This is a genomic window from Demequina zhanjiangensis (assembly GCF_030418315.1).
Lineage (GTDB): Bacteria > Actinomycetota > Actinomycetes > Actinomycetales > Demequinaceae > Demequina > Demequina zhanjiangensis.
Genome location: NZ_JAUHPV010000004.1, coordinates 52,806 through 78,985, shown reverse-complemented (window position 1 = coordinate 78,985; position 26,180 = coordinate 52,806). Strand labels below are relative to the sequence as shown.

Below are 26,180 nucleotides of genomic sequence, written 5' to 3'. Positions count from 1 at the left end.
GCCGCGGCGCCGCGCGAACAGCACACGACTCCGCCCCGGACTCGGCCACGCAGTCCCTAGACCACCATCACCGCGATCGCCGCCGTGGCCACATAGACGGCCGGCAGTGCGACTCCTTCGAAGCCGACGCCGCGTCGGTCCCTCACTAGCAGTCCGGCCGCGAGGATCGCGGTGATGAGCAGCGTGCCGCCGAGCAGGACGAGGCTCTCGGGCCCCGCGTCGGCGTAGATGGATCCGCGCGTGTAGAAGGCGTCGGAGACGGCGATGAGCAGCGTGTCGAACACGTTGCCGCCGATGATGTTCGCGACACCGAGGGTGAGCGCGCCGATGCGGACGGCCGCGAGGAGCGTGACGAGCTCGGGCAGCGAGGAGATCGCCGTGGTGAGCGTGAAGCCCGTCACCGACGACGACCATCCTGTCCCCGCGGCGACACCCAGCCCTGCCTTGGCGATCACCCAGCCGGTGACGCCGACGACAATCGCGAGCGCGGAGAGAGACGCCCACAGGTGCGGCAGCGAACGCTCTGAGGGCTCGTCGGGCTCATCCACGACGGTGTCCGAGGTCGCCTCGGGCTCCCACATCGGCTCGGCACGCATGCGTCGCACCAGCACGAGGCCGTACCCGTACAGCACGGGGATCAGCACGGTGACGGGATGCACCCAGCCCCACGTCAGCTCGGGGGTCGCGTACGCGATGACGGGCAACGACAGCAGCGCGAGCAGCACGAGCGCCTGCAGGATGTTCTCGAGCGATGCGGCGGCGTGCTCCAGGTTCGCGCGGCGATAGACGAGGTCCGCGATCGCGAGCCACACCGACTGGATGGCCACCCCACCCACGGGGTTGGCGAGCGCGAAGCCCGCATCGCCTTCGAGCGCTCCAGTGGCCGACGCGACGATGCCCGGAAGCGACGTCACACCGCCCAGGAAAAGGGCCCCAGCAAGGGCCTCGCCCATGCCGGTGCGGTCAGCCAGTTCGTCGGCCACGTGGGCGAGCTTGGACCCTGCGACAACGATCGCGCCGACCGCGAGCGCAAGCGCGACCGCGGAGGGCAGGAGTGGCCAGGTGCCTTCCATCGCTCCCCCTCCCGATGCTCGACTCCGGGATCGACGTGTGCGCCGGCTTCCGTCAGGTGCAACCGGCCGACGCCCCCACACCTTCCCCGAACCGGCCGCCACACGGTCGGACCTGCCCACATGGGCCCGCTGTCGCTACGCTCGGTAGCAGGAGACATGGGGTCTCCCGGTACGAGGGGTGGGGGTCGCGATGGCGACGAAGATGACGAAGGCCGAGCTGGAGGCGCGGCTGAGCGCGCTGGAGGCGGAGAACGAGTCGCTGCGCGCGCAGGTCTCGACGCCGCCGGAGCCGGTCGTGGTGGCGGCTCCCGCACCCACCCCGACGCCCGCGCCGGTGAAGGAGTCGCGCCACCGTGGCCGCGCCTTCCTGGCGACCACGATCCTGGTGATCGCAGCGATCCTGGCACCGATCACGTCGGTCGCGTCGTTCGCGGCGGGCCAGGTGAGCGACACGAGCCGGTTCGTCGGCACGCTCGCACCGCTGGCCGAGGACCCGGCGATCCAGGCGCTGATCGTGGACACCGCCGCCACGGCGATCGACGACGCGCTCGACACCGACGCGCTGGTCGCCGAGCTGCTCGACAGCATCCTCGACGAGGACTCGACGCCGCGCCTTGCCGAGGCGGCCGATGTGCTGGGCCCCCTGCTCGCCGATCAGACCCGCACCGCGATCCGCTCCGCCCTCACCGCCGTGGTCGAGTCCGAGGCGTTCGCCGACATCTGGGAGCAGGCTCTCACGCTCACCCACTCGCAGGTTGTCGCCGTCCTGGAGGACGACGGCGAGGGCGCGATCGCGATCGACTCCTCCGGCAACGTGGTCATCCAGCTGCAGCCGATCATCGAGGCCCTCAAGCCCGCGCTCGTCGAGCAGGGCTTCGGGCTCGCCGACTCGATCCCTGAGGTCGACGTCTCGATCACCGTCACCCAGGTGCCGGAGGTGGCCACGGCACGTCTCGCCTACGCCGTCCTCACCACGATCGGCAACGTGCTCCCGTGGATCGTCCTGGGCCTGCTGGTGATCGGCATCCTCATCCACCCGCGCCGCCCACGCGCCGCCGTGGTCGCCGGCTCGCTGATGCTCGTGGTCGGCTCGCTCGTCGCCGGTGCCCTCACCATCGTGGGCGCGGTCGCCGGCGCCGCTCTCGCCTCGGACATCCCGACCGACGCGACGGCCGCCCTCTACAACGGCCTCACCGGGCAGCTGGTCGCGTCCAGCATGGCGTTCGCGCTCGCTGGCCTGATCCTGCTGATCGCCGGCTTCCTCTCAGGCGGCTCCACGGCGGCGATCGCGGCGCGCGAGGGAGGCGCGCGGACGCTCTCGCGCGGCGCGTCGACGCTGGACGAGCGCGGCTGGCGCTCCCCCGAGCTCGCCCGCCTGCTGGACCGTCACCCCTGGATCCTGTGGGTGGTGCTCGCCGCCGTGTTCGCGCTGTGCTTCGCGCTCGTGCGCCCGGTCACTCCGCTCGAGGTGGTCTTCATCGGACTCCTGCTGGCGCTCATCGCCGTCGCGTTCGGCGTGTTCCGCGGCGACGCAGAGTCCCCCTCCCCCGCGAGTGACCCCGAGGTGGATCCCGTCTGACCCCGGGCCCCGGTCTCACCCAGAACCCCGCCCGAGCCCGCGCGCACCGTCACACCCGCGAGGCACACTGGGGTCATGTGCGGCCGGTACGCGAACTTCCTCACCGAGCAGGACCTGATCGACGCCTTCGAGGTGGCGGTCATGTCCGACGACGCCCGTCTGCTGCCGCCGTCGTGGAACATCGCGCCCACCCAGAAGGTGCCGATCGTCGTCCCCGCGCGTGAGCCCGCACCCGTCGGCGAGCGTCACGTGGAGGTCGCCCGCTGGGGCCTGGTGCCGTCGTGGGCCAAGGACCCGTCCGTCGGCTCCCGCATGTTCAACGCGCGCTCGGAGACCATGGCGGAGAAGCCGTCGTTCCGCGCGGCCTTCAGCAAGCGTCGCTGCCTGGTTCCCGCGTCGGGCTACTACGAGTGGAAGACGGGACCCGACGGCAAGACCCCGTACTTCATCCATCCTGCGGGCGACGCGCCGCTCGCGTTCGCCGGGCTCTACGAGTTCTGGCGGGACAAGGCCGAGGGGGACGACGCACCGTGGATGGCCTCCTGCTCGATCGTCACCGTCGCGTCGCGTGACGAGATGCAGGAGATCCACGACCGCCAGCCCGCCATGCTCACCTCCGAGTCAGCGGCCACCTGGCTCGCCAAGGACGCCGAAGCGTCGGACCTGCACGACGCTGTCGCCGCCCCCGCGCCCGAGCTCGCCTGGCACACGGTCGGCAAGGCGGTCGGCAACGTCCGCAACAACGACGCCGATCTGATCGCGCCGGTCACCTGACGGACCGCCTCGCGCTCGCCGGGAACCGGGACCACGCCGACCTAGACTTGGCACCATGCCAGCACGGGGGTCCTATCGCAAAGGCATCGAGAAGCGCGCCGAGATCCTGGACGCCGCGCTGCGGATCATCGCGCGCGACGGCTACTCCAAGACGACCATCGGGCAGCTCGCCCAGGAGGTGGGCCTCAGCCCCAACGGCGTGCTCCACCACTTCGGCTCCAAGGAGGCGCTGCTCGCCGCTGTCGTCCAGGAGCGCGACGCCCGGCACGGCGCCGCCTCCGCCGAGGACGACGGGCTGGGACACACGCGCGGCTACGTCGAGTTCGTCCGCCGGAACACCGATCAGCCAGGACTCATCCAGCTGTTCACTCGCATCGTGAACGAGGCGACCGAGCCCGAGCACGACGCGCACGAGTACTTCCGTGACCGCTACCGGGTGGCCCGCGATTCTTGGGAGACGTACTTCGCCGGCGTCGCAGCCGAGGGCCGCCTGCGCGAGGGGCTGGAGCCGCGCGTCGCAGCCGAGACGATCGTCGCCATCTCCGACGGCCTGCAGACCCAGTGGCTCTACGACCGGAGCGTCGACATGCCGCGCGCCATCAGTTCGATGCTGGCGCTCATGGTCAAGGACGCCTGACCCGCCCTGCACATACGTCTGCCCCCGGTCCTGCTGACCGGGGGCAGACGCTGCATGGAGGACCCCAACTACACGTGCCGGCCTGCTGCCGGCGAGGTCCAACCCCCCGCGCCCGCCGGTGATGGGGAACCGGTGGGCGCGGGAAGAGTGATCAGGACTCGACGGTCACCTCCGCCGTCTTGCGCTGGACGATCAGCCGGCGGGTGGTGAAGCCGAGCATCGCCAGCACGCCCAGCGCCACCACGGCGTCGAGCGCGTACAGGCCCCACTGCCACAGCGGCGTGACCTGCTCGATGCGTCCGCCCGCGGCCAGACCGTTCATGGCGTTCGAGTTCACGACCGCGAAGGCCACGTCATGCGCGGCGTCCACGATGTCGCGCTGGACGGTGGGCGTCATGTCCTCGTCGGACAGGCGCCACAGCTCGGCGTCGGTGTTGAGCCACAGGCTCGTCCCGGCCGCGAGACCCTGACGCAGGTCCTCGTAGGCGAAGACGTCGAATGACGCCTGGTCGGTGATGACCACGCCCTGGAAGCCCCACTCATCGCGCAGCACTCCGGTCATCAGACCCTCGTGAGCGCCGACCCACGTGGCGCCGATGCGGTTCATCGCCGCCATCATGCCGCGCGCACCGCCGTCCTCGACAGGCATCTGGAAGGCGGGCAGGTAGACCTCACGGATGGTCTGCTCGTCGGCGAACATGGCGCCTCCGTAGCGGTTCACCTCCTGGTCGTTGATCGCGAAGTGCTTCACGAACACCTGCACGCCCTTGGCGTCGGCACCCGCGACGACCGCGGCTCCCATGCGACCGGACAGCAGACCGTCCTCCGAGTAGTACTCGAAGTTGCGGCCCGAGTACGGGGTGCGGTGGAGGTTCGTCGAGGGCGCGTACCAGCCGGCCACGCCGAGCTGGATCGAGTCCTCGCCGATCGCGTCGCCCATCTGGCGGGCGAGCTCGTCGTTCCAGGTGGCCGCGAGGACGATCTCCGGCGGGTAGGCCATGCCGGACTCACCGCCCACGAGCGTGTCGGAGATGCCTGCAGGGCCATCCTTGACGACGGTCGCCGGCAGCTGGATCGAGTCCACGCCGCGGGTGGCGTAGCCGCCGATGCGGACCAGCTGCTCGAGCTCGTCGAGCGTCGCCTGACCGAGAAGCGCGTCCCAGGCGGGGCTGTCGTACTCCTCGCCCACGAGCATCGCCGCGGTGAGCTCGCCGTAGTCGGGGTCGACCGTGTCGAACACGGGCGTCTCGACGTCCGGGTCCTCCTCGGGGACCGTGATCTGCATCGCGTCGATCAGCTCCTGCGGGGCCTCCCACGCGCCGTCGGCGTAGGTGGTGGGCCAGGTGCCGTCCCAGTCGGTGCGGCTCAGGTAGGTGAACGACTCGTCGTATGCCTCGACCCCGGTCATCGGGAACTGGTTGACGATCGGCTCACCCGTCACGTCGGACGTGGCGAACGTGGTCGAGTCGAGCTCGTCGAGGGTGGTGACCCACGCGAAGTCGGCAGTGCCGTCGACGTCCATGCCGTCGGCCGTGCTGTGGCCCTTGGCGGCGAGCACGTTGTTGAGGGCCTCGTGCACGTTCTGGCCTGCGGCCAGGTAGTAGTCGCCGGCGTCAGCGATGTAGGTGCCGAAGCCATCGGTGTCGTACGTGGCCATGAGGTCCTTCGGGACCGTCACGGTGACGGTCTCGGAGGCGCCGGGCTCGAGCAGCGACGTCTTCGCGTAGCCCGCGAGCTCGATCGCGGACTTCTCGATGCCGTTCTCCACGTCGTAGTCGGTGAAGGGCTGCTGCAGGTACACCTGGACGATGTCCTTGCCCGCCACGTCACCCGTGTTGGAGACCTCCACGCTCACCTGGAACGAGTCGTCGGACTCGTCGACCGTGTAGCCGTCCCACGCGAAGTCCGTGTACGACAGGCCGTAGCCGAACGGGTACTGGACCTGAGTCGCGTAGTCGTAGGCCGAGGCGTCCTCGTTGCCGAGCACGACGTCCTCATAGCGGGTCTCGTAGTAGCGGTACCCCATGTAGACGCCCTCGCCGTACACGAGGTAGGCATTCTGCGACCACACCTCCGCGTTGTTCGCGAAGTGGTAGGAGCCGAAGTTCGCCATCGCGGGGGCGCTGAGCGAGTCGTACGCGTAGGTGTCGGTCAGCGCACCGGAAGGGTTGACGACGCCGGTGATGACCTCGGCGACCGCGGTCGCGCCGGTCTGGCCCAGGCCGCCGACCCACAGGGTGGCGTCCACGTCGTAGTCGGCGAGGTCGCCGAGCTCGACAGGGTTCTGGGCGTTGAGGACCACGATGACGGTGTCGAAGCGGTCGGACGCGAGCTGCAGCATGTCGCGCTCCTCGGCGCTGAGCTGCAGGTACGTGTAGCCGTTCTCGTCGGCCGCGGTCGGCAGGTCCGAGGACTCTCCGCCCGAGCGGCCGAGGATGACGACCGCCGCGTCGTTGTAGTCGTCGAGGCTTGCGAGCGCCTCGTCGGTGTAGACGTCCTGCGGCACCTCGTTCACCGCGTACGAACCCTGGCCGTATGCGTCGATCGTGGCCTTGCGGTACGACGAGCCTGCCCCGGTGTCGTAGAAGTCCCACAGGGTCGGGTTGACCTCGAGGCCGGCTGCGGCGAACGCGTCGTCGAAGCCGACGGCCTGCGACGTGTCGACCGAGCCTGCGCCGCCACCGCCGAAGACCGGGTCCACGGAGTCCTGGCCGAGCAGGCTGACGCGGATGCCGGTCGAGAGCGGCAGGGCGCCGTCGTTCTCCAGCAGGGTGATGCCCTCGCGGGAGATGTCGGTCGCGACCTGCTCCAGGTAGGCCTGGCGGTCGGCCTCGTTGTCGAACGAGGAGATGTAGTAGTCGGCATCGCCGTCTCCGTCGGTGGAGACGACGCGCTGCGTGGACTGTCCGAGGTACACCGAGATGAGATCGGAGTACCGCAGCGCGTAGCTGTTGCCGATGATCAGCGCGACGATCAGGACTGCGCTGAGGACATAGATGGCCGTGGCACGGACGGGTCCGAGCCGGCGAGGGCGCTTCCGGGCGGCGGTGCCGCCTTCGGGCGTGGTGCTCATGTTGCTCCTTTGCAAGGTGACCGCTCGTCACGAACCATCTGAAAACTGCATGACAAGCGCTTTTCAAGCATCGCGCACGCTCACAGCCGCGCCGGCCGTCCTGCACAATCTGTCGCTCTGACCGCACAACCTGTCACTCGGAGGCAGGGTCCAATGCTCCCGCACGCCCCGATAAACTGGCGGTCCCGGACGCGTCACCTCGTCCGGCCGAGGGAAGGCGGTGGTCGCGTGATCCGCATCGGGATCGTCGAGGACGATCCGACGGCGCGCGACGCCCTCGTCGGACACCTCCGCCGCTACAGCGCCGAACGCCGGCTCGAGTTCGACATCCGCACCTTCTCCGACGGCTCCCAGATCATCGACGCCTACCGCCCTGAGTACGACATCCTGCTGCTCGACATCGAGATGCCGGAGGTCGGGGGGCTCGACGCCGCGCACCACATCCGCGAGACCGACCCGGACGTCATCATCGTCTTCGTCACCAACATGGCGCAATACGCCATCAAGGGGTACGAGGTCGACGCCCTCAGCTTCCTGCTCAAGCCCGTCCCCTACTTCTCGCTCGAGCACGAGCTCGACCGCTCCCTCAGCCGCCTGCGCGAACGCGACGACGAGAGTCTCGTGGTCAACGTCGGCGGCTCCCTGACGCGCATCAACCTCGTGGACATCGTCTACCTCGAGTCGATCCGGCATCGCATCATCGTGCACACGCGCACCGAGGAGCTGTCCTTCACCGGAACCCTCAAGGCGCTCGAGGCAGAGCTCGAAGGCAAGGGCTTCTACCGCTCCAACAACCCCTACCTGGTGAACCTCCGCCACGTGCGCTCCGTCCAGCCCACCAGCTGCACCCTCACCGGCGGAATCGAGCTGCAGGTCAGCCGCCCCCGCAAGCGCGGCTTCATGGACGCGCTCGCCGACCACATGGGTGGCCACCGGTCATGAACGACGCGATCGCGGACATCCCTCGCTGGGTCACCGCCCTCGCGGAATGGTCCGCGTGCCTCGTCTACATCTCCGTGATGCGCAAGCGCGTCAGCGGCGTTCCGCTGGTCGCCACGCTCATCGGTGGCCTCGTCCTGATGTGGGGCATCCAGGAGTTCGCCGGCACGCTTCCCATCGGACTGTGGACGGTCGGCATGCTGCTTGCCGTCGCGGCGATGTTCACCCTGATCTGGCTCACCTCCGACGTGTCGATGCGAGAGGCCGGCGACCTCACCGCCCGCGCCTTCGTGCTCGCCGAGCTGGGCGCCTCCCTCGCCTGGCAGCTCCACTACTTCTTCCTCGGAGACGCAGGACCGACAGCAGGCGGAATCGTGCTGCTGATCGCGACGGCGGGCACGGTGTTCGCCGTCGCCTACCTGATCGAGCGACGACAGTTCCCCCGCGACCTCCCGCTCGCGATAGACAACAAGGCGCTCGCCAGCGCCCTGGGAATCGCCACCGCCACGTTCCTGGTCTCCAACCTCAGCTTCATCACCACGAGCACCCCCTTCAGCGGACGCATCGGCCCCGAGCTGCTCTACATCCGCACGCTCGTGGACCTGTGCGGCTTCGTGGTGCTGTACGCCCAGCGCGCCCAGCGGCTCGAGCTGCTGCGCGTGGTCGAGCTGCAGTCGATGAACACGCTGCTCCACACCCAGCACGAGCAGTACCTCGCGTCGCGCGCCGCGGCCGATGAGGTGAACAGGCGCCACCACGACCTCAAGCAGTACGTGGAGGCGATGCGCGCCGAGTCAGACGCAGGGGCGCGAGGGGAGCTCGCCGATCAGCTCGAGCAGGAGATCCGAGGGCTGTCGGGCGTGCCGCTCGACACGGGCAACACCGTCGTCGACACGATGCTCACCTCCAAGACGAGCCAGGCCGCACAGCACGGGATCGCGATCACTCCCGTCGTCGACGGCTCCGTCGTGGACTTCATGGACGTCATCGACATCGTCACCATCTTCGGCAACGCGCTCGACAACGCGATCGAGGCGACGCGCAACGTGTCCGACAAGGACAAGCGGCTCATCCGCGTGGCCGTGTACAGGGAGGGCGCGTTCGCGCTGCTGCGGTTCGAGAACTGGTTCGGCGGCGCCGTCACGCTCGTCGACGGCCTTCCCCGCACCACGAAGGACGAGGCGCACCATCACGGCTACGGCCTCAAGAACATCCGGCAGGCCGCCTACAAGTACGACGGCACCATGACGGTCCGCGTCGAGGACGGCTGGTTCGTGCTGCGGGTGCTCGTGCCGGTGCCGGCCTGAGGCCCGCGCCCGCGCCCGCGCCCGCGATCAGTTGAAGCCGACGGCCCTCTGCGCGGCCTTGTAGGCCACCACGCCCACCTGACGACCGGCACGGCCCGGCAGGTTCACCACGAGGTTGAGCATGCGACGGCGCAGGCGCCAGTACAGCTCGGGGTCCCACTCGCGGATGTCGTCCCACAGCGCGTCCTTGCGGTCCAGCGCGGCAGGCGTGCCGGCGCGCAGCGACAGCGTCGACGAGACGGCGCAGATGATCTCGAAGTAGTGGCTCATGTAGCGCATCAGGCCCGCGGGGACGCTGTCGCGGCGAGGCAGGTGGCGCATCATCATGCGGTTGACGCGCAGCTGCTGGTCGAGCCGGGAGATCATGACCTCCTCGTTGACCGACTGACCCTCACGCCCGATGAAGTAGCGGTAGAGGTCCACGTCCAGGTAGTACATGCGGCGCACGTGCGGCAACGGCTCGAACGCGTACAGGTTGTCCACGTAGAACGTGTGCTCGGGCAGGCGCAGGCCGGCGTCGCGCAGCAGCTCGGTGCGGTACACGAGCGAGTGCATCATCAGGTACTGCCGCTTGCCGAACCGACCGACCTCGTCCCAGCCGAAGACGCGGCCCGTGGGCAGCACGTCGCGGAAGCGCACGGCGGTCTTGTTCTTCTTGCCGACCTTCTCGTACACGAAGTTCGACACGACCAGGTCGATCACGGTGCGGTCCGTCACGAACGCACGCAGCGTGGACAGCAGCGCCGAGAGCGCCGACTCGTCCACCCAGTCGTCGGAGTCGACGATCTTGATGAACTCGCCCGTCGCGACGGCCAGGCCGGCGTTGATCGCCGAGCCGTGGCCGCCGTTGGGCTTGTGGATCGCCTTCACGATGCCCGGGTACCGCTCCTCGTACGAGTCGGCGATCTCCGCCGTCGCGTCACGGGAGCCGTCGTCGACGACCAGGATCTCCACGTCCTCCCCGCCGGTCAGCAGGGTGTCGAGGCAGTGGGACATGTAGTCGGCCGAGTTGTAGCAGGGCACGACGACGGACAGGGTGGGCATAGTCAGACTCAGCTCTCTCAGCGGGCGGGGGAGCCCGGCGTGCCCTCCGCAGCGTCGTCCGCGGCAGGGCCGGCGGCAATCCTACCTGCCGGGGCGGCCTCTGCATCGGGCTCCGCGTCGGAGGTGACCGACGCCTCATCCTCAGGCACATGCTTGAAGATGATCTTGAAGATCGGGAAGAACACCCAGAACGCGATGGCGCTGTTGATGATCATCGTGATCACGTCGGCGATGGTCTCGCCGGTGCTGCCCATGCCCCAGGTGTCGATGAACAGGTTGTAGATCGGCACCTTGTAGAAGCCCTGCGCGGCGCCTGCCGCGATCGTGATGATGACGTACGCGATGAAGTACCACATCGCGGCCTTCCACACCGAGTTGTTCGCGCGGAAGGTGATCTTGCGCTGGGCGAAGAAGTTGATGACCTGGGCGATCGCGATGGTGATCTGCACCGCCAGGAAGTAGGCGAGGCCGCCGCCCGTGCCGTCGGCCTGGATGGGGCCGGCGGCGTAGTCGAAGATGTAGAACTGAGAGCCGTCCAGGTTGGAGCCGACCGGCATGACCTGGAAGCTGATGTCGACGAGCCCGGTCTGGTCGAAGATGCTGCGGAACAGCGGCATCAGGACGAGCTGCAGCACGGTGACGCCGTTGCTCAGGATGAAGAACATGAGGAACTGGGCGGTGTTGGGACGCTTCTCATAGAAGCGGTTCCACAGACGCGTGATCCAGCTGAACATCGTTGGTCTCTCTTTCAGTTCTCAGATCGAGACGGACTCGGTGGCTTCCGCCGCGAGCTCGTTCTTGAGGCGACGCGAAGCGCCCGCCTGGCGGAAGAACCCGGCGATCACGCCGCCCAGGCCCTTGAAGAAGTGGCCGTTGGCGAGGATCACGATCGAGTCGACCATCCCCATCGACACCGCGCCGTTCGTCATCTTGGCGAGCGCGCGGAACGGCATGTTGTACAGGAAGTACAGGTTGAGGTCGGGCTTGCCCTTCGCCTCGGAGCGTGCGATCAGGGACCGCAGGATGCGCGCGACCAGGCGACCGAGCGGGCTCTTGGCGTGGTGCATCGCGCGGAACGGGTCGTTCGCGCCGAGAGCGACGCGGGCACCCGCAGCCGGAGCGGTCGGGAGCGACCGTCCGATCAGGGCCTCCACGTCGGCGTCGGTCGCGTCGGTGACCTTGCCGGTGCGGTACACCTCGGGGACCTCGGTCGTCGACGGAGCGGAGCCCTCGACGGCGTGCGAGGCGTCGAGCCAGAGGTCCTCCACCGAGGCGCCCACGAGCACCCGGTACTCCCCCGCCTCGACCGTCCAGGCGTCGGCCTCGACGTCGAAGGTGCGGAAGGTGCGCTCGTCGAAGGGGATCGTGACACGCACCGACTCGCCTGCGGCGAGGTGGATCTTGCGGAAGCCCTTCAGCTCGCGCGCCGGACGGTAGGCGCCCGGCGAGGTGCGGGAGATGTAGAGCTGCGCGACCTCGGCACCGTCGCGGTCGCCGGTGTTCGCAAGCGTGAACGTCGCACCCTCGGCCGTCACGGACAGGTCCGAGTACTCGAAGGTGGTGTAGCTCAGGCCGTATCCGAACGGGAACAGCACCGGCACGCCTGCCGTCGTGTAGTAGCGGTAGCCGACGTACGGGCCCTCGCGGTAGACGGTGGCCTCCTCCTCGACGGGGAACGCGCTCGCGGTGGGGGTGTCGGCGAGCGACACGGGGTAGGTCTCCGCCAGGCGACCGGAGGGGTTCACCTCGCCCGTGATCACGGACAGGACCGCACCGGCTCCTGCCTGGCCGCCCAGGTAGGCGTGGACGACGGCCGGGACCTTCTCGAGCCACGGCATCTCGACGGCGGAGCCGGCCGAGAGCACCACGACGACGCGATCGTTGACGGCGGCGATCTGCGTCAGAACGTCCACCTGGTTGGCAGCGAGCGTCATGTCGTCGCGGTCCTTGCCCTCGGACTCGCGGGTCTCGTCGAGGCCCAGGTAGAGCAGCACGACGTCCGCCTCGCGGGCAGCGTCGACCGCGGCCGACGCGAGAGCGGGGTCCGCGACGCCGTCGCGGCGGAAGCCCTGCGCGTACGTGACCATGTCCAGACCGCTGAACGGCACCGCTTCGAGCGCGTTGGTCAGCTGGGTGGGGTTCACCTGCGAGGAGCCTGCGCCCTGGTAGCGGGGGGTGTCCGCGAAGTCGCCGATGACGGCGACTCGCGTGCCCTTCGCGAGCGGCAGCAGGTCGCCCTCGTTGCGCAGCAGCACCACGGACTGCTCCGCGGCGGCCCTGGCGAGCGCGTGGTTCGCGTCGTGATCCACGGCGTCCGCCTCGCGCGACTCGATCCAGTCGTGCAGATCGAGCATCTCCTGGACGCGCACGTCCAGGTCGGCCTCGGTGAGGCGACCGTCCTCGACCGCTGCCAGGATCTCGAGCGCGGAGCCGAGCCCGGGAGACGGCATCTCCAACGTGCCGCCGCCCTTGACCGCGGCCACCGCGTCGTTGCCGCCTCCCCAGTCGGAGACGACCACGCCGTCGAAGCCCCACTCGTCGCGCAGGATGTCGACCAGCAGGTGGCGGTTCTCGTGGGCGTACTCGCCGTTGACCTTGTTGTACGAGGACATGATCGTGCGGGGGCTCGCCTCGCGCACGACGGTCTCGAAGGCCGCGAGGTACATCTCACGCAGGGTGCGCTCGTCCACGATCGAATCGCTCGACATGCGGCGCGTCTCCTGAGAGTTCACGGCGAAGTGCTTGGGTGACGCGGCGGTGCCCTGGGACTGGATGCCCCGCACGTACGCCGCGGCGAGGCGTCCCGCGAGCAGCGGGTCCTCGGAGAAGTACTCGAAGTTGCGCCCGCCCAGGGGGCTGCGCTTGATGTTCAGTCCGGGGCCGAGCAGCACGTCCACGCCCAGCGCGGCGGCCTCGGCTCCCAGCGCCTCGCCGATCCGCTCCGCGAGCACCGGGTCCCAGCTGTTCGCGACCGTGGCGGACGTGGGGAAGCAGGTCGCCTTCGCGGAGGCGTTGAGGCCCAGGTGGTCTCCCTCACCGAGCTGACGACGCACGCCGTGCGGGCCGTCGGACAGCACGAGCGAGCGCAGTCCCAGGCGCGGCAGCGGGCGGCTGTCCCACACGCTCTCGCCGCTCAGGAGGGCGGCCTTCTCGCGGAGGGTGAGCTTGTCAGCGGAGATCACGGAGCATTCCAATACGTCAGAGATGAGTGTCTTGCCTGAGGTCCCGTCCCGGGCCGGCGATGGGGAGCCGACCCGGGACAGAACCTGGTTCAGGTCAGGACTTGGCCGGAGCCTCGTCCTTGGCGGGGGCCTCGACATCCGCAGAGCCCTGAGGCTCGTCGGTGCCGGCCTCGGCGCCCTCAGGCGCCTCGTCCTCGCCCTTGCCGTGGCGACGGACCCGGACGGTGACCAGCACCGCGCCGAGAGCGATCAGCACGCCCAGGGCGATGGTGATGCCGGTCTGCCAGTAGCGCCACGCCGGCGGCGTGTAGGTGATGGTCGACGCCGGGGCGATGCCGTCCATCGCGTTCGAGTTGGCCACCGTGTAGAGCATGTGGTGGGCGACCTGACGGAGGTTGCTCACCGCAAGCGCGGACTCGGTGTCGGCCAGCTGCTTCATGGGCTCGAAGGTCAGCATGTGATCGGTACCGGCGTTGATGCCCTGGTCCGGGTACATGTACCCGTACAGGTTGAAGTCGGTGATCACGAAGCCCTCGAAGCCCCACTCCTCGCGAAGCACGTTCGTCATGAGCGCCGGCGAGCCGCCCGCCCAGGTGCCGCCGATGCGGTTGAACGAGCTCATCATGGCCATCTGACCCACCTCGGCGGTGGCGAGGGTGCCCTCGTCGTCCGCGACGTAGGTGATCTCGCCGGTGACCTCCTTGACGGGGATCTCGAACGCCTTCAGGTAGATCTCACGGATCGCCTGCTCGTTCGCCTGCGAGGAGACGCCGTTGTTGACGCGGTTGGTCTCCTGGTCGTTCATCGCGAAGTGCTTGAGGAACGTGTACACGCCCTTCGTGAGCGCTCCGCTCGAGGTGGCCTCCGCCATCGCGCCGGACAGGTACGGGTCCTCCGAGTAGTACTCGAAGTTACGGCCCGCGAACGGCGAACGGTGGATGTTGAGCGCCGGTGCGTACCAGCCGTTGGCCTCCATCTGGAGCGCCTCCTCGCCGATCTGCTGGCCCATGCGGAACGCCAGGTCCTTGTTCCACGTCTGGCCGATGACGACCTCGGACGGGTACGCGGTGCCGTTGTAGGCGTCGTTGAGGAAGGACGAGAAGCCTGCGGGGCCGTCGAGGTCGACGGTGGCGGGCTTCACGATCGACTCGATCGCGGCCGTGTTGTACGCACCGTTGAGGATCACCGTGGTGATGTCCTGGACGGTGAGCTGGTCGAGCAGCAGGTCCCACAGCGGGTCGTCGAAGGCGACGCCGCGCAGGTCGATGAGCTGCAGGCCGTTCTCGGCACCCGTGGTGGGCATCTCGGCGTCCGACGCCTCGGCCGCGGCAGCGGCGTCGTACGGCTGGAACGCCTCGACGATCGCGTCGGGAGCGACCATGTCGGCCTCGGTCGGCGCGGTGGGCCAGGTGCCGGCGAAGTCGGCACGCGACAGGTTCGTCGCGACGCCCTCCTGCGGCGTGTCGGAGAACAGCGCGCTGACGTCGTCGAACTGGTTGACGGCGGTGACCGCGTCGGAGGGACGGCCGTCCTCGTCGAAGACGACGGTGTCGCCCACGCTGTAGGTCAGCTCGTCGATGCCCTCGGCGAGGGTGTGCGAGTCGCTCTGGACGCGGATGCCGTAGTCACCCTCGTCGAGGACGTAGGCGCCGGCGTTCTCGTAGTCGTACGAGGCCATGTCGGCGACGGCGAACGTCAGGGAGACGGTCTCCGAGGCGCCGGGCTCGAGCAGCGAGGTCTTCGCGAAGTCGCCCAGGACGACCTCCGCCTTCTCGACGCCACCCTCGGTGTACGGGGCGTTGAAGTAGACCTCGACGACGTCCTTGCCTGCGACGTCACCGGTGTTGGTCACCTGGACCTCGAGGGTGATCTCACCGTCGGTGTCACCCATGTCCTCGCCCACGAGCTCCCACTCGAAGTCCGTGTAGGACAGGCCGTAGCCGAACGGGTAGATGACGGCGGAGTCGTAGTCGATGAAGTCCTCGACGGCTGCGGTCTCGTAGTACCGGTAGCCGACGTAGATGCCCTCCTCGTACTGCACGAAGTAGCCGGAGCCGTTCTCCGTGTCGATGTTGCTGTACTCGAAGTGGCCGAAGTTGTTCCAGGTGGGGTCCTGGGTGAAGTCGGCGGCCCAGGTGTCGACGGTGCGACCCGAGGGGTTGATGGTGCCGTTCAGGGCCTCGCCGACGGCGTTGTAGCCGGTCTGGCCGGGCGAGCCGATGAGCAGGACGGAGTCGATGTCGGCGTCGTCCTGGATGGGGCCGAGCTCCATCGTGGTGGACGCGTTGACGATCACCACGACGTTGTCGAAGTTCGCCTTGGCGACCTCGAGCATCGCGAGCTCGTCCTGGTTCAGCTCGAGCATGTGCTCGCCTGCCTGGGCGCGCTCGTCGGCGGTGCCCTGGACGTCGGTCATGTCCTGGGTCAGGTCGCCGCCCTCGCCGCCACCGCGGCCGATGACGACCACTGCAGCGTCGGCGTAGTCGCCGAAGGAGGCGGTCGCCTCGTCGGAGTACTGCTCGACGGGCATCTCACCGATCGTGTAGTTCGAGCTCCAGGGCTCGTCCATGACGATGTCGGCCTTGTCGTTGTTCTGCGCGAAGTCCGAGAACATCGAGTACACGGTCGGGTTCACGTCGAAGCCCGCGTTGGTGAGGCCGGTGAGGGCGTCCACCGCGGTCGAGGTGTCCACGGAGCCGGAGCCCGCGCCGCCGTAGACCGGGTCGGCGGAGAAGCGGCCGAACATCGTGATGCTCGCGCCAGAGGTCAGCGGGAGAACCGCGTTCTCGTTCTTCGTGAGGACGATGCCCTCGGACTCGATCTCCTGGACGAGCGCGAACGCGTCCTCCTGCTCAGCCTCGAGCGAGTCGTAGGAGGCCTTGTTGTAGTCGGTGTCCCAGCCCTCGGTGTCCTCCGAGGTCTCCACCGTGTAGGTACCGGTGCCGAGCTGCGTCTCGACCCATGCTCCGAAGATGTTCAGGGCCACGTTCGCCGCCACCAGCAGGATGGTGAAGAACGCGAGCACCGGGATCCAGATCCCGAGGAACTTCCTATTGGTCATCGGCGGCTTCGCCGAACGAGTACTCATCGTTGATTACTCCTTGCGCACGTCCTTGTTCGCCGGCTCCGAGGCATCCGCGGGTCATTCCGCGGACCGGGGGGCCATCGGGGTTCAGCTCCGAAGGCCGTGCATTCCTGTGTAGTTGGGTGCGCCGCCAGCCCATGCTCTGCGAGCGGCCCGCCATGGTAGGCACCCGTCAACCAGCGCTGGCCGGGCCTTTTCACAACCTGTCGGGCAGCGTGCACAACCTGTCGCCTCAAGGGGCCGATGTGACCGTTCCGTGACCTGCGTCGAACCGGTTCAGGCGCGGCGCACCCGCACGTCCCCTGCAAGCACAGCGGTCCGCCGACCGGAGTCGGACTCGACCAGGAGAGAGCCTTCGGAGCCGAGCCCGACGGCCCGGCCGGTCACCGGCGCACCGGTGCCCACGTCGACAGCGACGTCCCAGCCGACGGTCGCGCACGCGCGCTCCACGGCCTCCTTGGCCTCGTCGGGCCGCGCATCCCAGAGTGCGGTCGCGCGGGCGAGGGCCGCGCCGAGCGCGCGCAGCACGTCGACCCGCGATGCCTCGATCCCCAGCGAGCGCACGGACACCGCGTGGGCGACCGGCAGCTCATCGTGCTCCTGCAGGACGTTCACTCCCGTGCCCGCGACGACGGCGTCACCGACCACCTCGCACAGGATGCCCGCGATCTTGCGCCATGTGCCCCACCCAGGCACGTCCTCCGCGCCGCAGTCCACGACCACGTCGTTGGGCCACTTGATCCACGCCTCGGCACCCAGCTCTCGCATCGCCTCGACGGCAGCCAAGCCGACGATCAGCGGCGCCCACGCGAGATCCGGACCGGACACGCGCGGGCGCAGCACCCAGCTCATCGTGAGGGCACTGCCCGCCGGGGTCTCCCACGACCGTCCGGAACGGCCTCGACCGGCCGTCTGGTGGTCGGCGATGTAGGCCGACAGGTGGGGCCACGCGTCTGGCGACTCCCGCAGCGCTGCGGCGAGCGCGGTGTTCGTGGACGGCTCGCGCGGCACGACGGCCGCGAGCGCCAGCGGCCCGTGCGGGGCGATCAGAGGCGCCACCGCGTCGGTCGTGAGCGCGGGGCGCTCAGGCGTCACTCGGCGTCCAGGTCCTTCTTGAGCAGCTCGACGAGCGAGTCCAGCGCAGCCTCGGCACCGTCGGCGTCGCTCGCGAGCTCGACGGTCTCGCCGTGCTTCGCGCCGAGCGCCATCACGCCGAGCATCGAGTTGGCGGGCACAGGAGCGCCGCCCGGCTTGCAGATCGTGACGGGGATGCCGGAGTCGTTGACCGCCTGTACGAACAGCGCGGCGGGGCGCGCGTGGAGGCCGACGGAGGATCCGATCTCGACGGTGCGGGTGGTCATGGGGTCTCCTTGTGTTGTGCTGCGGCCTGCATGCCGTGGTCCCACCGTAACGCCGAGCGGGGCGTCAGGCGCGGACCACCTCGACGCCGGCGGCGTCGATCGCGTCGGCCGTCTCGTCGTCGAGCGTGTCGTCGGTGATGAGCGTGGCGATCTCGCCCAGCTCGGCGAAGCGGTGCAGGTGCACGAGCCCCGCCTTGGAGGCGTCGGCGACGGCGACGACGCGGCGTCCCGCCACCACCATGCCGCGCTTGGTGGCGGCCTCCGCCTGGTCCGGCGTGGTGAGGCCGCGGTCCACGGTGAAGCCGTTCGTGCCGATGAATGCGACGTCCACGCACAGCGTGCCGAGCTCGGACTCCGCCCAGTCCCCCACCGCCGCGCCGGTGAGATGCCGCAGGCGCCCGCCGAGCATGAGCAGCTCGATCTTGGGCATGTCCGCGACGTGCGCGGCGATGGCGATCGAGTTGGTGACGACCGTCGCGGTGAGGTCCGCGGGCAGCTGCTCCGCGATCGCGAGCGTGGTGGTGCCCGCGTCGAGCAGGAGCGTGCCGCCGTCGGGAAGCTCAGCGAGGGCCCGCGCCGCGATCCGGCGCTTCTGGTCGGAGTGCTGAGTCTCCCTCGCAGCGAGGTTCGGCTCGAGCGTCAGACGCTCGACCGGCAGTGCGCCGCCATGGACGCGCCGCACCGCGCCGAGCCTCTCGAGCGCGGTGAGGTCGCGGCGCACCGTCTCGACCGTGACCCCGAGGCTCTCGGCGAGGATCCCTACCTCGACCCGTCCCTCAGCGCGCGCACGGGTGAGGATCTCGTGCTGTCGTTCTGCCGCATACACCGCAGTCAACCCCCATTGTTGTCGATACCTGGATCTATCATCCCGGACATCGCCGGGCCGGCGAAGCATCCCGACCCGGCGATCCCTCCGGATGTCACGGCTCGACGGTGACCTTGATGCCCGTGCCGGCCTTGACGATGTCGAACGCGTCGAGCACGTTCTCGAGCGCGACGCGGTTCGTGATCAGATCCTTCACGGGAACCTTGCCTGACGCGATGTACTCGAGCGCCATCTTGTTGTGCGCGGGTGCAGAGCCGTTCGCGCCGAAGATGCGCAGCTGGCGGTAGTGCACCAGGTTCGAGTCGCACGTGATGGTCGGGTTCGTCTTGGGCAGGCCACCGAAGAAGGAGATCTTGCCGTTGCGTGCGGCCATCGAGATGGCCTGCTCCTGCGCGATGTTCGCCGCGGTCGCGGTGATGATCGCGTCGGCGCCGCGGCCGTCGGTGAGCTCCTTGACCTTCTCCACCACGTCCACCTTGGCGCCGTTGATGACCTCGTCCGGGTGGACGGCGTCCGCGGTGAGCTTGAGGCGGTCGTCGTTGACGTCGATGAGGAACACCCGCGCCGCGCCGTTGGCGCGCGCCAGGCGGATGTGCATCGCGCCGATCGGGCCCGCGCCGAAGACGACGACGGTGTCGCCCTCCTCGATGCCGAGGATGCGCTGCGCGTTGATCGCGCAGGCGAGCGGCTCGGCGGCCGACGCCTCGTCGAAGCCGATGCTGTCCGGGATCCGGTTCAGGCCGTCGACCTTCATCACCTCGCGCGGCACGATCATGTACTCCGCGAAGCCGCCCTCGTACTGGTAGCCGACCGAGGTCTGGTTCTGGCAGACCTCCATCCAGCCGCGCGAGCACTCGTAGCAGTCGCCGCATGGCACGGCCGCGATCACCTGGACGCGGTCGCCGACGGTCCAGCCGTCCACGCCGTCGCCGATGTCGACGATCTCGCCCGCGATCTCGTGGCCGATCGTGCGGGGCGGGGTGAGGTTCTGGTGGCCGTTGTAGAAGATCTTCACGTCGGTGCCGCAGGTGGAGCAGTTGCGGACGCGGATCTTCACCTCGCCCGGGCCGACCTCGGGCTCGGGGACGTCCTCGATGCGGACGTCCTCCGGGGCATAGAAGCGCAGTGCCTTCATGGTGGTGTTCCTTACTTCCTGGGGACGTTCTGGTGGCTTGTGGGTCAGGACTCGTCGGGGGCCAGCAGCGCCAGCACGTCCGCGACGCCCGCAGGCTCGCGCAGCTTCGCTGCGGCCTCGGGGTCCATGAGCACGGCGGCGAGCTTCTGGAGGATGTCGATGTGCTCCTCGCTGCGGGACGCGATCGCGATGCACACCTGCACCGTCTGTCCGTCCCAGTCGACGCCGTCGGGGAACTGCAGGTAGGCGATCGCCGCGCGCTGGATGTGCTCGCGGCTCTCGTTGGTGCCGTGAGGGATCGCCACGCCCTCGCCGATGTAGGTGGTGACCTGCGTCTCGCGCTCGTGGAGCGCGTCCGCATAGTCCTGCGTGGCGGCGCCGATGGCGACGAGCAGGTCGCCGCACTGCGTGAGGGCGTCCGCCTTGTCCGCGGCCGTGAGGCCCAGACGGACGCCCTCCTCCGACAGGATCGCCATCGTCAGGACTCCAGGTCCTCGCCGTTGGCGATGGCCTTCTCGACCTTGGTGAACGCGGGGTCGCCCATGAAGATGGCGAACGGGACGACGACGGCGTTCGGAGCGGTCTGCTGAGCGCGCGCGGCGAGGCCCTGGTGGCACAGGACCACGACGCCCTCGTCGCCGGGAAGCTCGTTCACAGGCGTGTGCGAGACGTCCACGCCGTACTTCTTGAGCTTGCCCTTGAGCGTGCTGGCGACCATCACGCTCGAACCCATGCCCGCGTCGCACGCGACGATGACCTTCTTGACTGCGGAACCGTTGACTGAGGGCATCGTTGCCGCTCCTTTCTGGGGTGTGCGGTGCGGGGCCGCTGCCTCGCGGCCCCGCACCTTGGATTGTGGACCGTCAGGCCGCGATGTGCTCGCCGCGAGCCTCGGCCTCGGCCTCCTCCTTGGCCTCCTGGCGAAGCTCCTTGTCGAACTTCAGCAGGAAGAAGCCGACCACGAAGGCGACTGCCGCGGCGATGAACACCTGGAGGAACATCGTCACGTACTCACCCCTGGGGGTGAACGTGGCCCACGCGAAGATCGAGCCAGGCGAGGGCGGGGCGACGAGACCGTTGTTGAAGATCACGCCGGTCAGGACGCCTGCCATGCCACCTGCGATCGCCGCGGCGATCAGCTTCGGCTTCATGAGGATGTAGGGGAAGTAGATCTCGTGGATTCCACCGAAGAAGTGGATGATCATGGCGCCGGGGACCGAGGCGCGCAGCATCTTGGGGCCGAAGAACAGGAAGGCCGCGAGGATGCCCAGGCCGGGTCCGGGGTTGGACTCGATCATGAACAGGATCGACTTGCCGGTCTCCTCCGCCTCGACGGTGCCGAGCGTGGTGAACACGCCGTGGTTGATGGCGTTGTTGAGGAACAGGACCTTGGCGGGCTCGACGATGATCGAGGCGAGCGGCAGCAGGCTGTTGTCGACGAGGAACTGCACTCCGTCGCCTGCCCACTCGACCAGCTGCTGCACCACGGGGCCGATGATCAGCTTGCCGAGCATCGCGAGGAGCATGCCGAGGATTCCGATCGAGAAGTTGTCGATCAGCATCTCGAAGCCGGCCTTGACCTTGCCCTCGATCGCCTTGTCGAACTGCTTGAGGAGCCAGGCGGCGGCGGGGCCGACGATCATGGCGCCGAGGAACATCGGCACGTCGGATCCGACGATGACACCCATGGTGACGATCGCACCGATCACACCACCGCGGGTGTCGTGGATCATCTTTCCGCCGGTGTAGCCGATCAGCAGCGGCAGCAGATAGGTGATCATGGGGCCGACCAGCTCGGCGAAGCCCTCGTTCGGGGTCCATCCCGTCGGGATGAAGAAGGCGGTGATGAGACCCCACGCGATGAATGCGCCGATGTTGGGCATGATCATGCCCGAGAGGAATCGTCCCAACCTTTGGACAGCCGCTCCAGCGCCACCGGAGCGATTCTTGTTGACCTGAGCATCAGGTAGTGACATGCGTACCTTCCCTTTCCCTGCCCCGCGTCATTGCGAGGGGCCGCATGCTGCCCACCGGAGGCGGGCGTGTCTTCGTTGACCCTGCTGACACTAGACCCGGATGCGGCGCGAGTCAAACATAAACGGACCGATTCGGCGGATAACGCATCAGAACCGGCGCATAGCGGGCGGAATCGATCCGAAAGAGACCCCATCCCACACGGCAAACGGGCTGTTCCAGCAGCGAGCGCGTCCTGACCGGCCGCCCCGACGCCCGCACATGACACCGCTCACCGACTCCCGGTCCCTGTTCTGTCGCGAATCCACAAAGGGCGCACAGGGCACCCCGGCTAGGCTGGGTCGCAGTCCCGACCCCAAGGAGAGATGTGTCCGAGACCCAGCCACGGAAGACCACGGCCGGCGCCTCCGCCGCGCTGCGCAAGCGCCACGACGCCGCGGTCACCGCAGCCGAGGAGAAGGCCCAGGAGAAGCAGCACGCGCGCGGCAAGAAGACCGCACGTGAGCGCGTGCTGCAGCTGCTCGACGAGGACTCGTTCATCGAGATGGACCAGCTCGCGCGCCACCGCTCCACCAACTTCGGCCTCGACCGCAACCGGCCATACGGCGACGGCGTCGTCACGGGCTACGGCACCATCGACGGCCGCCAGGTCGCCGTCTACTCGCAGGACTTCACCGTCTTCGGCGGCTCGCTCGGCGAGGTGCACGGCCAGAAGATCGCGAAGATCCAGGACTTCGCCCTCCGCACCGGCGTGCCGCTGATCGGCATCTCCGACGGCGGCGGCGCCCGCATCCAGGAGGGCGTCGCGGCGCTCACCCAGTTCGCGGAGATCTTCCGCCGCAACGTGGCCGCCTCCGGCGTGATCCCGCAGATCTCCATCATCCTCGGGCCGTCAGCCGGTGGAGCCGTCTACTCCCCCGCACTCACGGACTTCATCGTGATGGCCGACGGCACCTCGCAGATGTTCATCACCGGCCCGGACGTCATCAAGTCGGTCACCGGCGAGCAGGTCACGTTCGAGGAGCTCGGCGGCGGCCAGGCGCACAACGAGCGCTCGGGAGTCGCGCACTACCTCGCGTCCGACGAGGACGACGCGATCGAGTACGTGCAGCACCTCCTGCAGTACCTGCCGCAGAACAACCTCTCCGACCCGCCCGCATGGGAGCAGGAGACCGACCTCGCGTTCACTGACGAGGACATGGCGCTCGACACGCTCGTGCCCGACTCGGACAACCAGCCGTACGACATGCGTTCCCTGCTCGAGACCGTGCTCGACGACGGCGAGCTGCTCGAGGTGCAGCCGCTGTTCGCCCCGAACGTGCTCGTGGGCTTCGGTCACATCGAAGGCCACTCCGTGGGCATCGTCGCCAATCAGCCGCAGTCGATGGCGGGCACGCTCGACATCGACGCGTCCGAGAAGGCGGCCCGGTTCGTGCGCACCTGCGACGCGTTCAACATCCCCGTCCTCACGTTCGTGGACGTGCCCGGCTTCCTGCCCGGCGTGGCGCAGGAGCACCGCGGAATCATCCGTCGCGGAGCGAAGCTCATCTACGCCTACGCCGAGGCGACGGTGCCGCTCATCACGGTGATCACCCGCAAGGCCTACGGCGGCGCCTACATCGTGATGGCCTCCAAGCAGCTGGGCGCGGACATCAACCTGGCGTGGCCCACCGCGCAGATCGCGGTCATGGGCGCGGCAGGCGCAGTGAACATCCTGTCCCGACGCACCCTCGCCGACGTGGAGTCCAAGGGCGGCGACGTGGAGCACGAGCGTCAGATGCTGATCGAGGACTACGAGGACAGGATCGTCAACCCGTACGACGCGGCGGACCGCGGCTACGTGGACGCCGTCATCCAGCCCCACGAGACGCGCGCGCAGATCGTGCGCGGCCTTCGCGCTCTGCGCACCAAGCGTTCCTCGCTGCCGCCCAAGAAGCACGGGAACATCCCGCTGTGAACGGCGACGAGATGGTGGAGGCGGCCGCGTCGCTGCGCGTGGTGCGTGGAGCCCCTGACGAGTCCGAGCTCGCAGCGCTCGTCGCAGGAATGGTCGCCGTCGCGTCCGCCCACGCGAGCGAGGAGGGGCCCGGTGCCCCGTCGTCGGCGTGGATGGACCGCACCCGACGCATGCAGGGGCGCAGGCTGATGCTGCCCCTGGGGCGCGGCGACAGCGCGTGGAGGCACTCGCTCCGATGAGGAGGATCACCGCCGCCGCCACTGCCGCCGCAGCGAGCCTTGCCGCACCCCAGCTGTACATGCGGGCACGCACGTGGGGCGCCACCCATGGCGCGGGCTGCCCGGGGATCGACACGGCCGACGCGGCGCTCGTCCTCGGAGCCCGCGTGTGGGAGGACGGCCGGCCGAGCCGGTTCCTGCGCGAGCGCGTCGAGGTGGGCGCGGCGCTGTTCCATTCAGGCCTGGTGCCCACGTTGCTGCTGTCCGGCGCCGGCGCGAACCGTGAGGGCCTGGATGAGACGAAGGCGATGTTCGAGACCGCGCTCGCCCTCGGCGTGCCCGAGTCAGCCCTCGAGCTCGACCCCGAGGGCTACGACACCCGCCTCTCGGTCCGCAACGCTGCGGCGCGGGGCTACTCGAGCGTGATCGTGTGCTCGCAGGAGTTCCACCTGCCGCGCGCGCTGTGGCTGGCCGAGCGCGCGGGCCTCGAGGCGCAGGGAGTGCACCCCACGCTCACGCTTCGCGCCGACACCGCGTTCGGGTACGGCCGCGAGCTCGCGGCCTCGTGGAAGGCAGTCCTGGTGGAGTCGGGCGCGCTCGAGGTCGCGGAGGACTAGCGCACCGTCCGCTACTTCTGGCCGACCTGCGGCTCCAGGCTGGTCTCGAGCACCTTGAGAAGCTCGCGCAGCTGGTGGAGCTGCTCCTCGCTGAGCACATCCAACTGGGCGCGCCGCGCGGACCGCGCGATGCCCACGGCCTCCTCAGCCACCTCGCGACCGTTCTCGGTCAGATCGAGGCGACGGATACGGCGGTCGGACTCGTCGAGCCGCCGTGAGACGAGGTCCCGATCCACGAGACGCTGCACCACGCCGGTCGCCACCGAGGGCTGCACGCCGATCGCGTCGGCGAAGTCCGTCGTCGTGATGCCGGGGTGGAGGTAGACGAAGATGATGCCTCGGAACTGATGGAGCGTGAGGCCCAGACGCGACACCGCGCCCACCTGGTTCGGGGCCGAGCGATGCAGGAACCGCATCAGCTCGACGACGGTCGTATCGAGAAGCTCCTCGCGCTCGGACATTGTCCCTCCAAGTTCCGATGTGACTTCACCCTATCCAAAGGAAGCGCCTGGTGAGCGCACCTCGGTGTCACCATCGGTGGCCGTTCTGTCAAGGGAGCGCTCTCCCCTCTCGGACGGGCCCCGACGGCTAGGCTCGCGACCATGCCAGTGCCCTTCGTCCTCGCCTCCCAGTCCCCGGCCCGCCTCGCCACTCTGCGTGCTGCAGGCGTCGAGCCGCGGGTGATCGTGTCCCACGTGGACGAGGACGCCGCGCTGGCTCGCGCGCGCGCCGAGCACGCGGCCGCGGGCTGGGGCGAGATGGCGTTCGACGACACGGTGCTGCTGCTCGCGCGCACGAAGGCGCACGCGGTCGCCGAGGCCCACGAGACCGACGCGATCGTCCTGGGCTGCGACTCGATGCTCGAGATCGACGGCGAGATCCTCGGCAAGCCGGGCGACCCGGAGACGGCACGCGAGCGGTGGCGCGGGATGCGTGGTCGCGTGGGCGTGCTCCACACGGGCCACTGGCTCGTGGACGACAGGCCCGACGGGTCCGGCGCGACGGTGGGCGCCACCGCGTCGACCACGGTGAGGTTCGCCCACCTCTCGGACGCAGAGATCGACGCCTACGTCGCCACCGGCGAGCCCCTGCAGGTGGCGGGCGCCTTCACGGTGGACTCTCTAGGCGGCCCGTACGTCGAGTCGATCGACGGAGACTTCCACGCCGTCGTCGGCGTCTCGCTGCCGCTGCTGCGCCATCTGCTTGCCTCCTGCGAGGTCGCCTTCCACGAGCTGTGGCGGGACGAGGTTCGCGGCTGAACCGGGACCTTCGACCGGGATCGCTTGTAGGGAGACCACAACCTACGTCGTCGTAACGTAAAGCCCAGTCAAAATCGTTGTGCGATGCCTACAAATCGTTCGCGATGCGCTTGGTATGGCGCGAGAACTTGCCACGAGCG

At 68.8% G+C, this 26,180-nt stretch carries 23 protein-coding genes; 9 read left to right on the top strand and 14 right to left on the bottom strand.

Going from position 1 to position 26,180, the window contains the following annotated elements; translation table 11 throughout:
* Positions 1 to 56: 56 nt before the first annotated feature.
* A complete protein-coding gene (locus QQX04_RS07645; protein ID WP_301127839.1) occupies positions 57 to 1,073 on the bottom strand; it encodes a sodium:calcium antiporter in 1,017 nt (338 codons plus the stop codon).
* A gap of 190 nt (positions 1,074 to 1,263) precedes the next feature.
* On the opposite strand from QQX04_RS07645, the gene QQX04_RS07640 reads away from it, so the two are divergent.
* The 3 genes from QQX04_RS07640 to QQX04_RS07630 all read left to right on the top strand — a co-directional run bounded on the left by QQX04_RS07640 (position 1,264) and on the right by QQX04_RS07630 (position 4,063).
* Positions 1,264 to 2,652 (top strand): hypothetical protein, encoded by a 1,389-nt coding sequence (locus QQX04_RS07640; RefSeq protein WP_301127837.1) that lies wholly within the window; start codon positions 1,264 to 1,266, stop codon positions 2,650 to 2,652.
* Positions 2,653 to 2,727: 75 nt separating this feature from the next.
* Complete coding sequence (locus tag QQX04_RS07635; protein ID WP_301127835.1) at positions 2,728 to 3,426, top strand: SOS response-associated peptidase; 699 nt, start codon at positions 2,728 to 2,730, stop codon at positions 3,424 to 3,426.
* A 55-nt stretch (positions 3,427 to 3,481) separates the two neighbouring features.
* Positions 3,482 to 4,063, top strand: coding sequence for a TetR/AcrR family transcriptional regulator (locus QQX04_RS07630; RefSeq protein WP_301127833.1), 582 nt, complete (start codon positions 3,482 to 3,484; stop codon positions 4,061 to 4,063).
* 151 nt (positions 4,064 to 4,214) lie between these two features.
* On the opposite strand, the gene QQX04_RS07625 is transcribed toward QQX04_RS07630, so the two are convergent.
* Entirely contained in the window at positions 4,215 to 7,136 is a 2,922-nt protein-coding gene (locus QQX04_RS07625; RefSeq protein ID WP_301127832.1) for a glycoside hydrolase family 3 N-terminal domain-containing protein, read from the bottom strand.
* Between the two features lie 228 nt (positions 7,137 to 7,364).
* On the opposite strand from QQX04_RS07625, the gene QQX04_RS07620 reads away from it, so the two are divergent.
* Both QQX04_RS07620 and QQX04_RS07615 read left to right on the top strand, forming a co-directional pair.
* Positions 7,365 to 8,078: a LytR/AlgR family response regulator transcription factor gene (locus tag QQX04_RS07620; protein ID WP_301127831.1), complete on the top strand. Its 714-nt coding sequence runs from the start codon at positions 7,365 to 7,367 to the stop codon at positions 8,076 to 8,078.
* Positions 8,075 to 9,382: a GHKL domain-containing protein gene (locus QQX04_RS07615; protein WP_301127829.1), complete on the top strand. Its 1,308-nt coding sequence runs from the start codon at positions 8,075 to 8,077 to the stop codon at positions 9,380 to 9,382. The genes QQX04_RS07620 and QQX04_RS07615 overlap by 4 nt, the downstream gene beginning before the upstream one ends.
* A 27-nt stretch (positions 9,383 to 9,409) precedes the next feature.
* Here the strand turns inward: QQX04_RS07615 and QQX04_RS07610 are convergent, their stop codons facing one another.
* The 11 genes from QQX04_RS07610 to mtlA all read right to left on the bottom strand — a co-directional run bounded on the left by QQX04_RS07610 (position 9,410) and on the right by mtlA (position 21,904).
* A complete protein-coding gene (locus QQX04_RS07610) occupies positions 9,410 to 10,426 on the bottom strand; it encodes a glycosyltransferase family 2 protein (RefSeq protein WP_301127827.1) in 1,017 nt (338 codons plus the stop codon).
* 17 nt (positions 10,427 to 10,443) lie between these two features.
* Positions 10,444 to 11,160, bottom strand: a complete 717-nt coding sequence (locus tag QQX04_RS07605; protein WP_301127826.1) for a GtrA domain-containing protein — start codon at positions 11,158 to 11,160, stop codon at positions 10,444 to 10,446.
* Between the two features lie 21 nt (positions 11,161 to 11,181).
* Positions 11,182 to 13,608: a glycoside hydrolase family 3 C-terminal domain-containing protein gene (locus tag QQX04_RS07600; RefSeq protein WP_301127824.1), complete on the bottom strand. Its 2,427-nt coding sequence runs from the start codon at positions 13,606 to 13,608 to the stop codon at positions 11,182 to 11,184.
* Between the two features lie 94 nt (positions 13,609 to 13,702).
* Complete coding sequence (locus QQX04_RS07595; protein ID WP_301127822.1) at positions 13,703 to 16,669, bottom strand: glycoside hydrolase family 3 protein; 2,967 nt, start codon at positions 16,667 to 16,669, stop codon at positions 13,703 to 13,705.
* 300 nt (positions 16,670 to 16,969) lie between these two features.
* Complete coding sequence (locus tag QQX04_RS07590) at positions 16,970 to 17,788, bottom strand: biotin--[acetyl-CoA-carboxylase] ligase (RefSeq protein WP_301127820.1); 819 nt, start codon at positions 17,786 to 17,788, stop codon at positions 16,970 to 16,972.
* Complete coding sequence (locus tag QQX04_RS07585; protein ID WP_301127818.1) at positions 17,785 to 18,054, bottom strand: HPr family phosphocarrier protein; 270 nt, start codon at positions 18,052 to 18,054, stop codon at positions 17,785 to 17,787. The genes QQX04_RS07590 and QQX04_RS07585 overlap by 4 nt, the downstream gene beginning before the upstream one ends.
* Before the next feature lie 64 nt (positions 18,055 to 18,118).
* Complete coding sequence (locus QQX04_RS07580; protein WP_301127816.1) at positions 18,119 to 18,880, bottom strand: DeoR/GlpR family DNA-binding transcription regulator; 762 nt, start codon at positions 18,878 to 18,880, stop codon at positions 18,119 to 18,121.
* Positions 18,881 to 18,974: 94 nt separating this feature from the next.
* Positions 18,975 to 20,015, bottom strand: a complete 1,041-nt coding sequence (locus tag QQX04_RS07575) for a zinc-dependent dehydrogenase (protein ID WP_301127814.1) — start codon at positions 20,013 to 20,015, stop codon at positions 18,975 to 18,977.
* 44 nt (positions 20,016 to 20,059) lie between these two features.
* Positions 20,060 to 20,491, bottom strand: coding sequence for a PTS mannitol transporter subunit IIA (locus QQX04_RS07570; RefSeq protein ID WP_301127812.1), 432 nt, complete (start codon positions 20,489 to 20,491; stop codon positions 20,060 to 20,062).
* 2 nt (positions 20,492 to 20,493) lie between these two features.
* Positions 20,494 to 20,805 (bottom strand): PTS sugar transporter subunit IIBC family protein, encoded by a 312-nt coding sequence (locus QQX04_RS07565; RefSeq protein WP_301127811.1) that lies wholly within the window; start codon positions 20,803 to 20,805, stop codon positions 20,494 to 20,496.
* A 73-nt stretch (positions 20,806 to 20,878) separates the two neighbouring features.
* Complete coding sequence (mtlA, locus tag QQX04_RS07560) at positions 20,879 to 21,904, bottom strand: mannitol-specific PTS transporter subunit IIC (RefSeq protein ID WP_436968470.1); 1,026 nt, start codon at positions 21,902 to 21,904, stop codon at positions 20,879 to 20,881.
* A gap of 452 nt (positions 21,905 to 22,356) precedes the next feature.
* On the opposite strand from mtlA, the gene QQX04_RS07555 reads away from it, so the two are divergent.
* From QQX04_RS07555 to QQX04_RS07545, 3 genes are read left to right on the top strand one after another with little or no spacing between them, the layout of a single operon-like run.
* Entirely contained in the window at positions 22,357 to 23,946 is a 1,590-nt protein-coding gene (locus tag QQX04_RS07555; RefSeq protein ID WP_301127809.1) for an acyl-CoA carboxylase subunit beta, read from the top strand.
* Positions 23,943 to 24,185 carry an acyl-CoA carboxylase subunit epsilon gene (locus QQX04_RS07550; RefSeq protein ID WP_301127808.1) on the top strand — a complete coding sequence of 81 codons (243 nt, stop codon included), beginning with the start codon at positions 23,943 to 23,945 and terminating at the stop codon, positions 24,183 to 24,185. Before QQX04_RS07555 ends, QQX04_RS07550 begins: the two co-directional genes overlap by 4 nt.
* Positions 24,182 to 24,781, top strand: coding sequence for a SanA/YdcF family protein (locus QQX04_RS07545; protein WP_301127807.1), 600 nt, complete (start codon positions 24,182 to 24,184; stop codon positions 24,779 to 24,781). Before QQX04_RS07550 ends, QQX04_RS07545 begins: the two co-directional genes overlap by 4 nt.
* A gap of 11 nt (positions 24,782 to 24,792) precedes the next feature.
* Here the strand turns inward: QQX04_RS07545 and QQX04_RS07540 are convergent, their stop codons facing one another.
* Complete coding sequence (locus QQX04_RS07540) at positions 24,793 to 25,242, bottom strand: MarR family winged helix-turn-helix transcriptional regulator (protein ID WP_301127806.1); 450 nt, start codon at positions 25,240 to 25,242, stop codon at positions 24,793 to 24,795.
* A gap of 141 nt (positions 25,243 to 25,383) precedes the next feature.
* Here QQX04_RS07540 and QQX04_RS07535 point away from each other — a divergent pair, with 141 nt between their 5' ends.
* Positions 25,384 to 26,040 carry a Maf family protein gene (locus QQX04_RS07535; protein ID WP_301127805.1) on the top strand — a complete coding sequence of 219 codons (657 nt, stop codon included), beginning with the start codon at positions 25,384 to 25,386 and terminating at the stop codon, positions 26,038 to 26,040.
* Positions 26,041 to 26,180 lie beyond the last annotated feature (140 nt).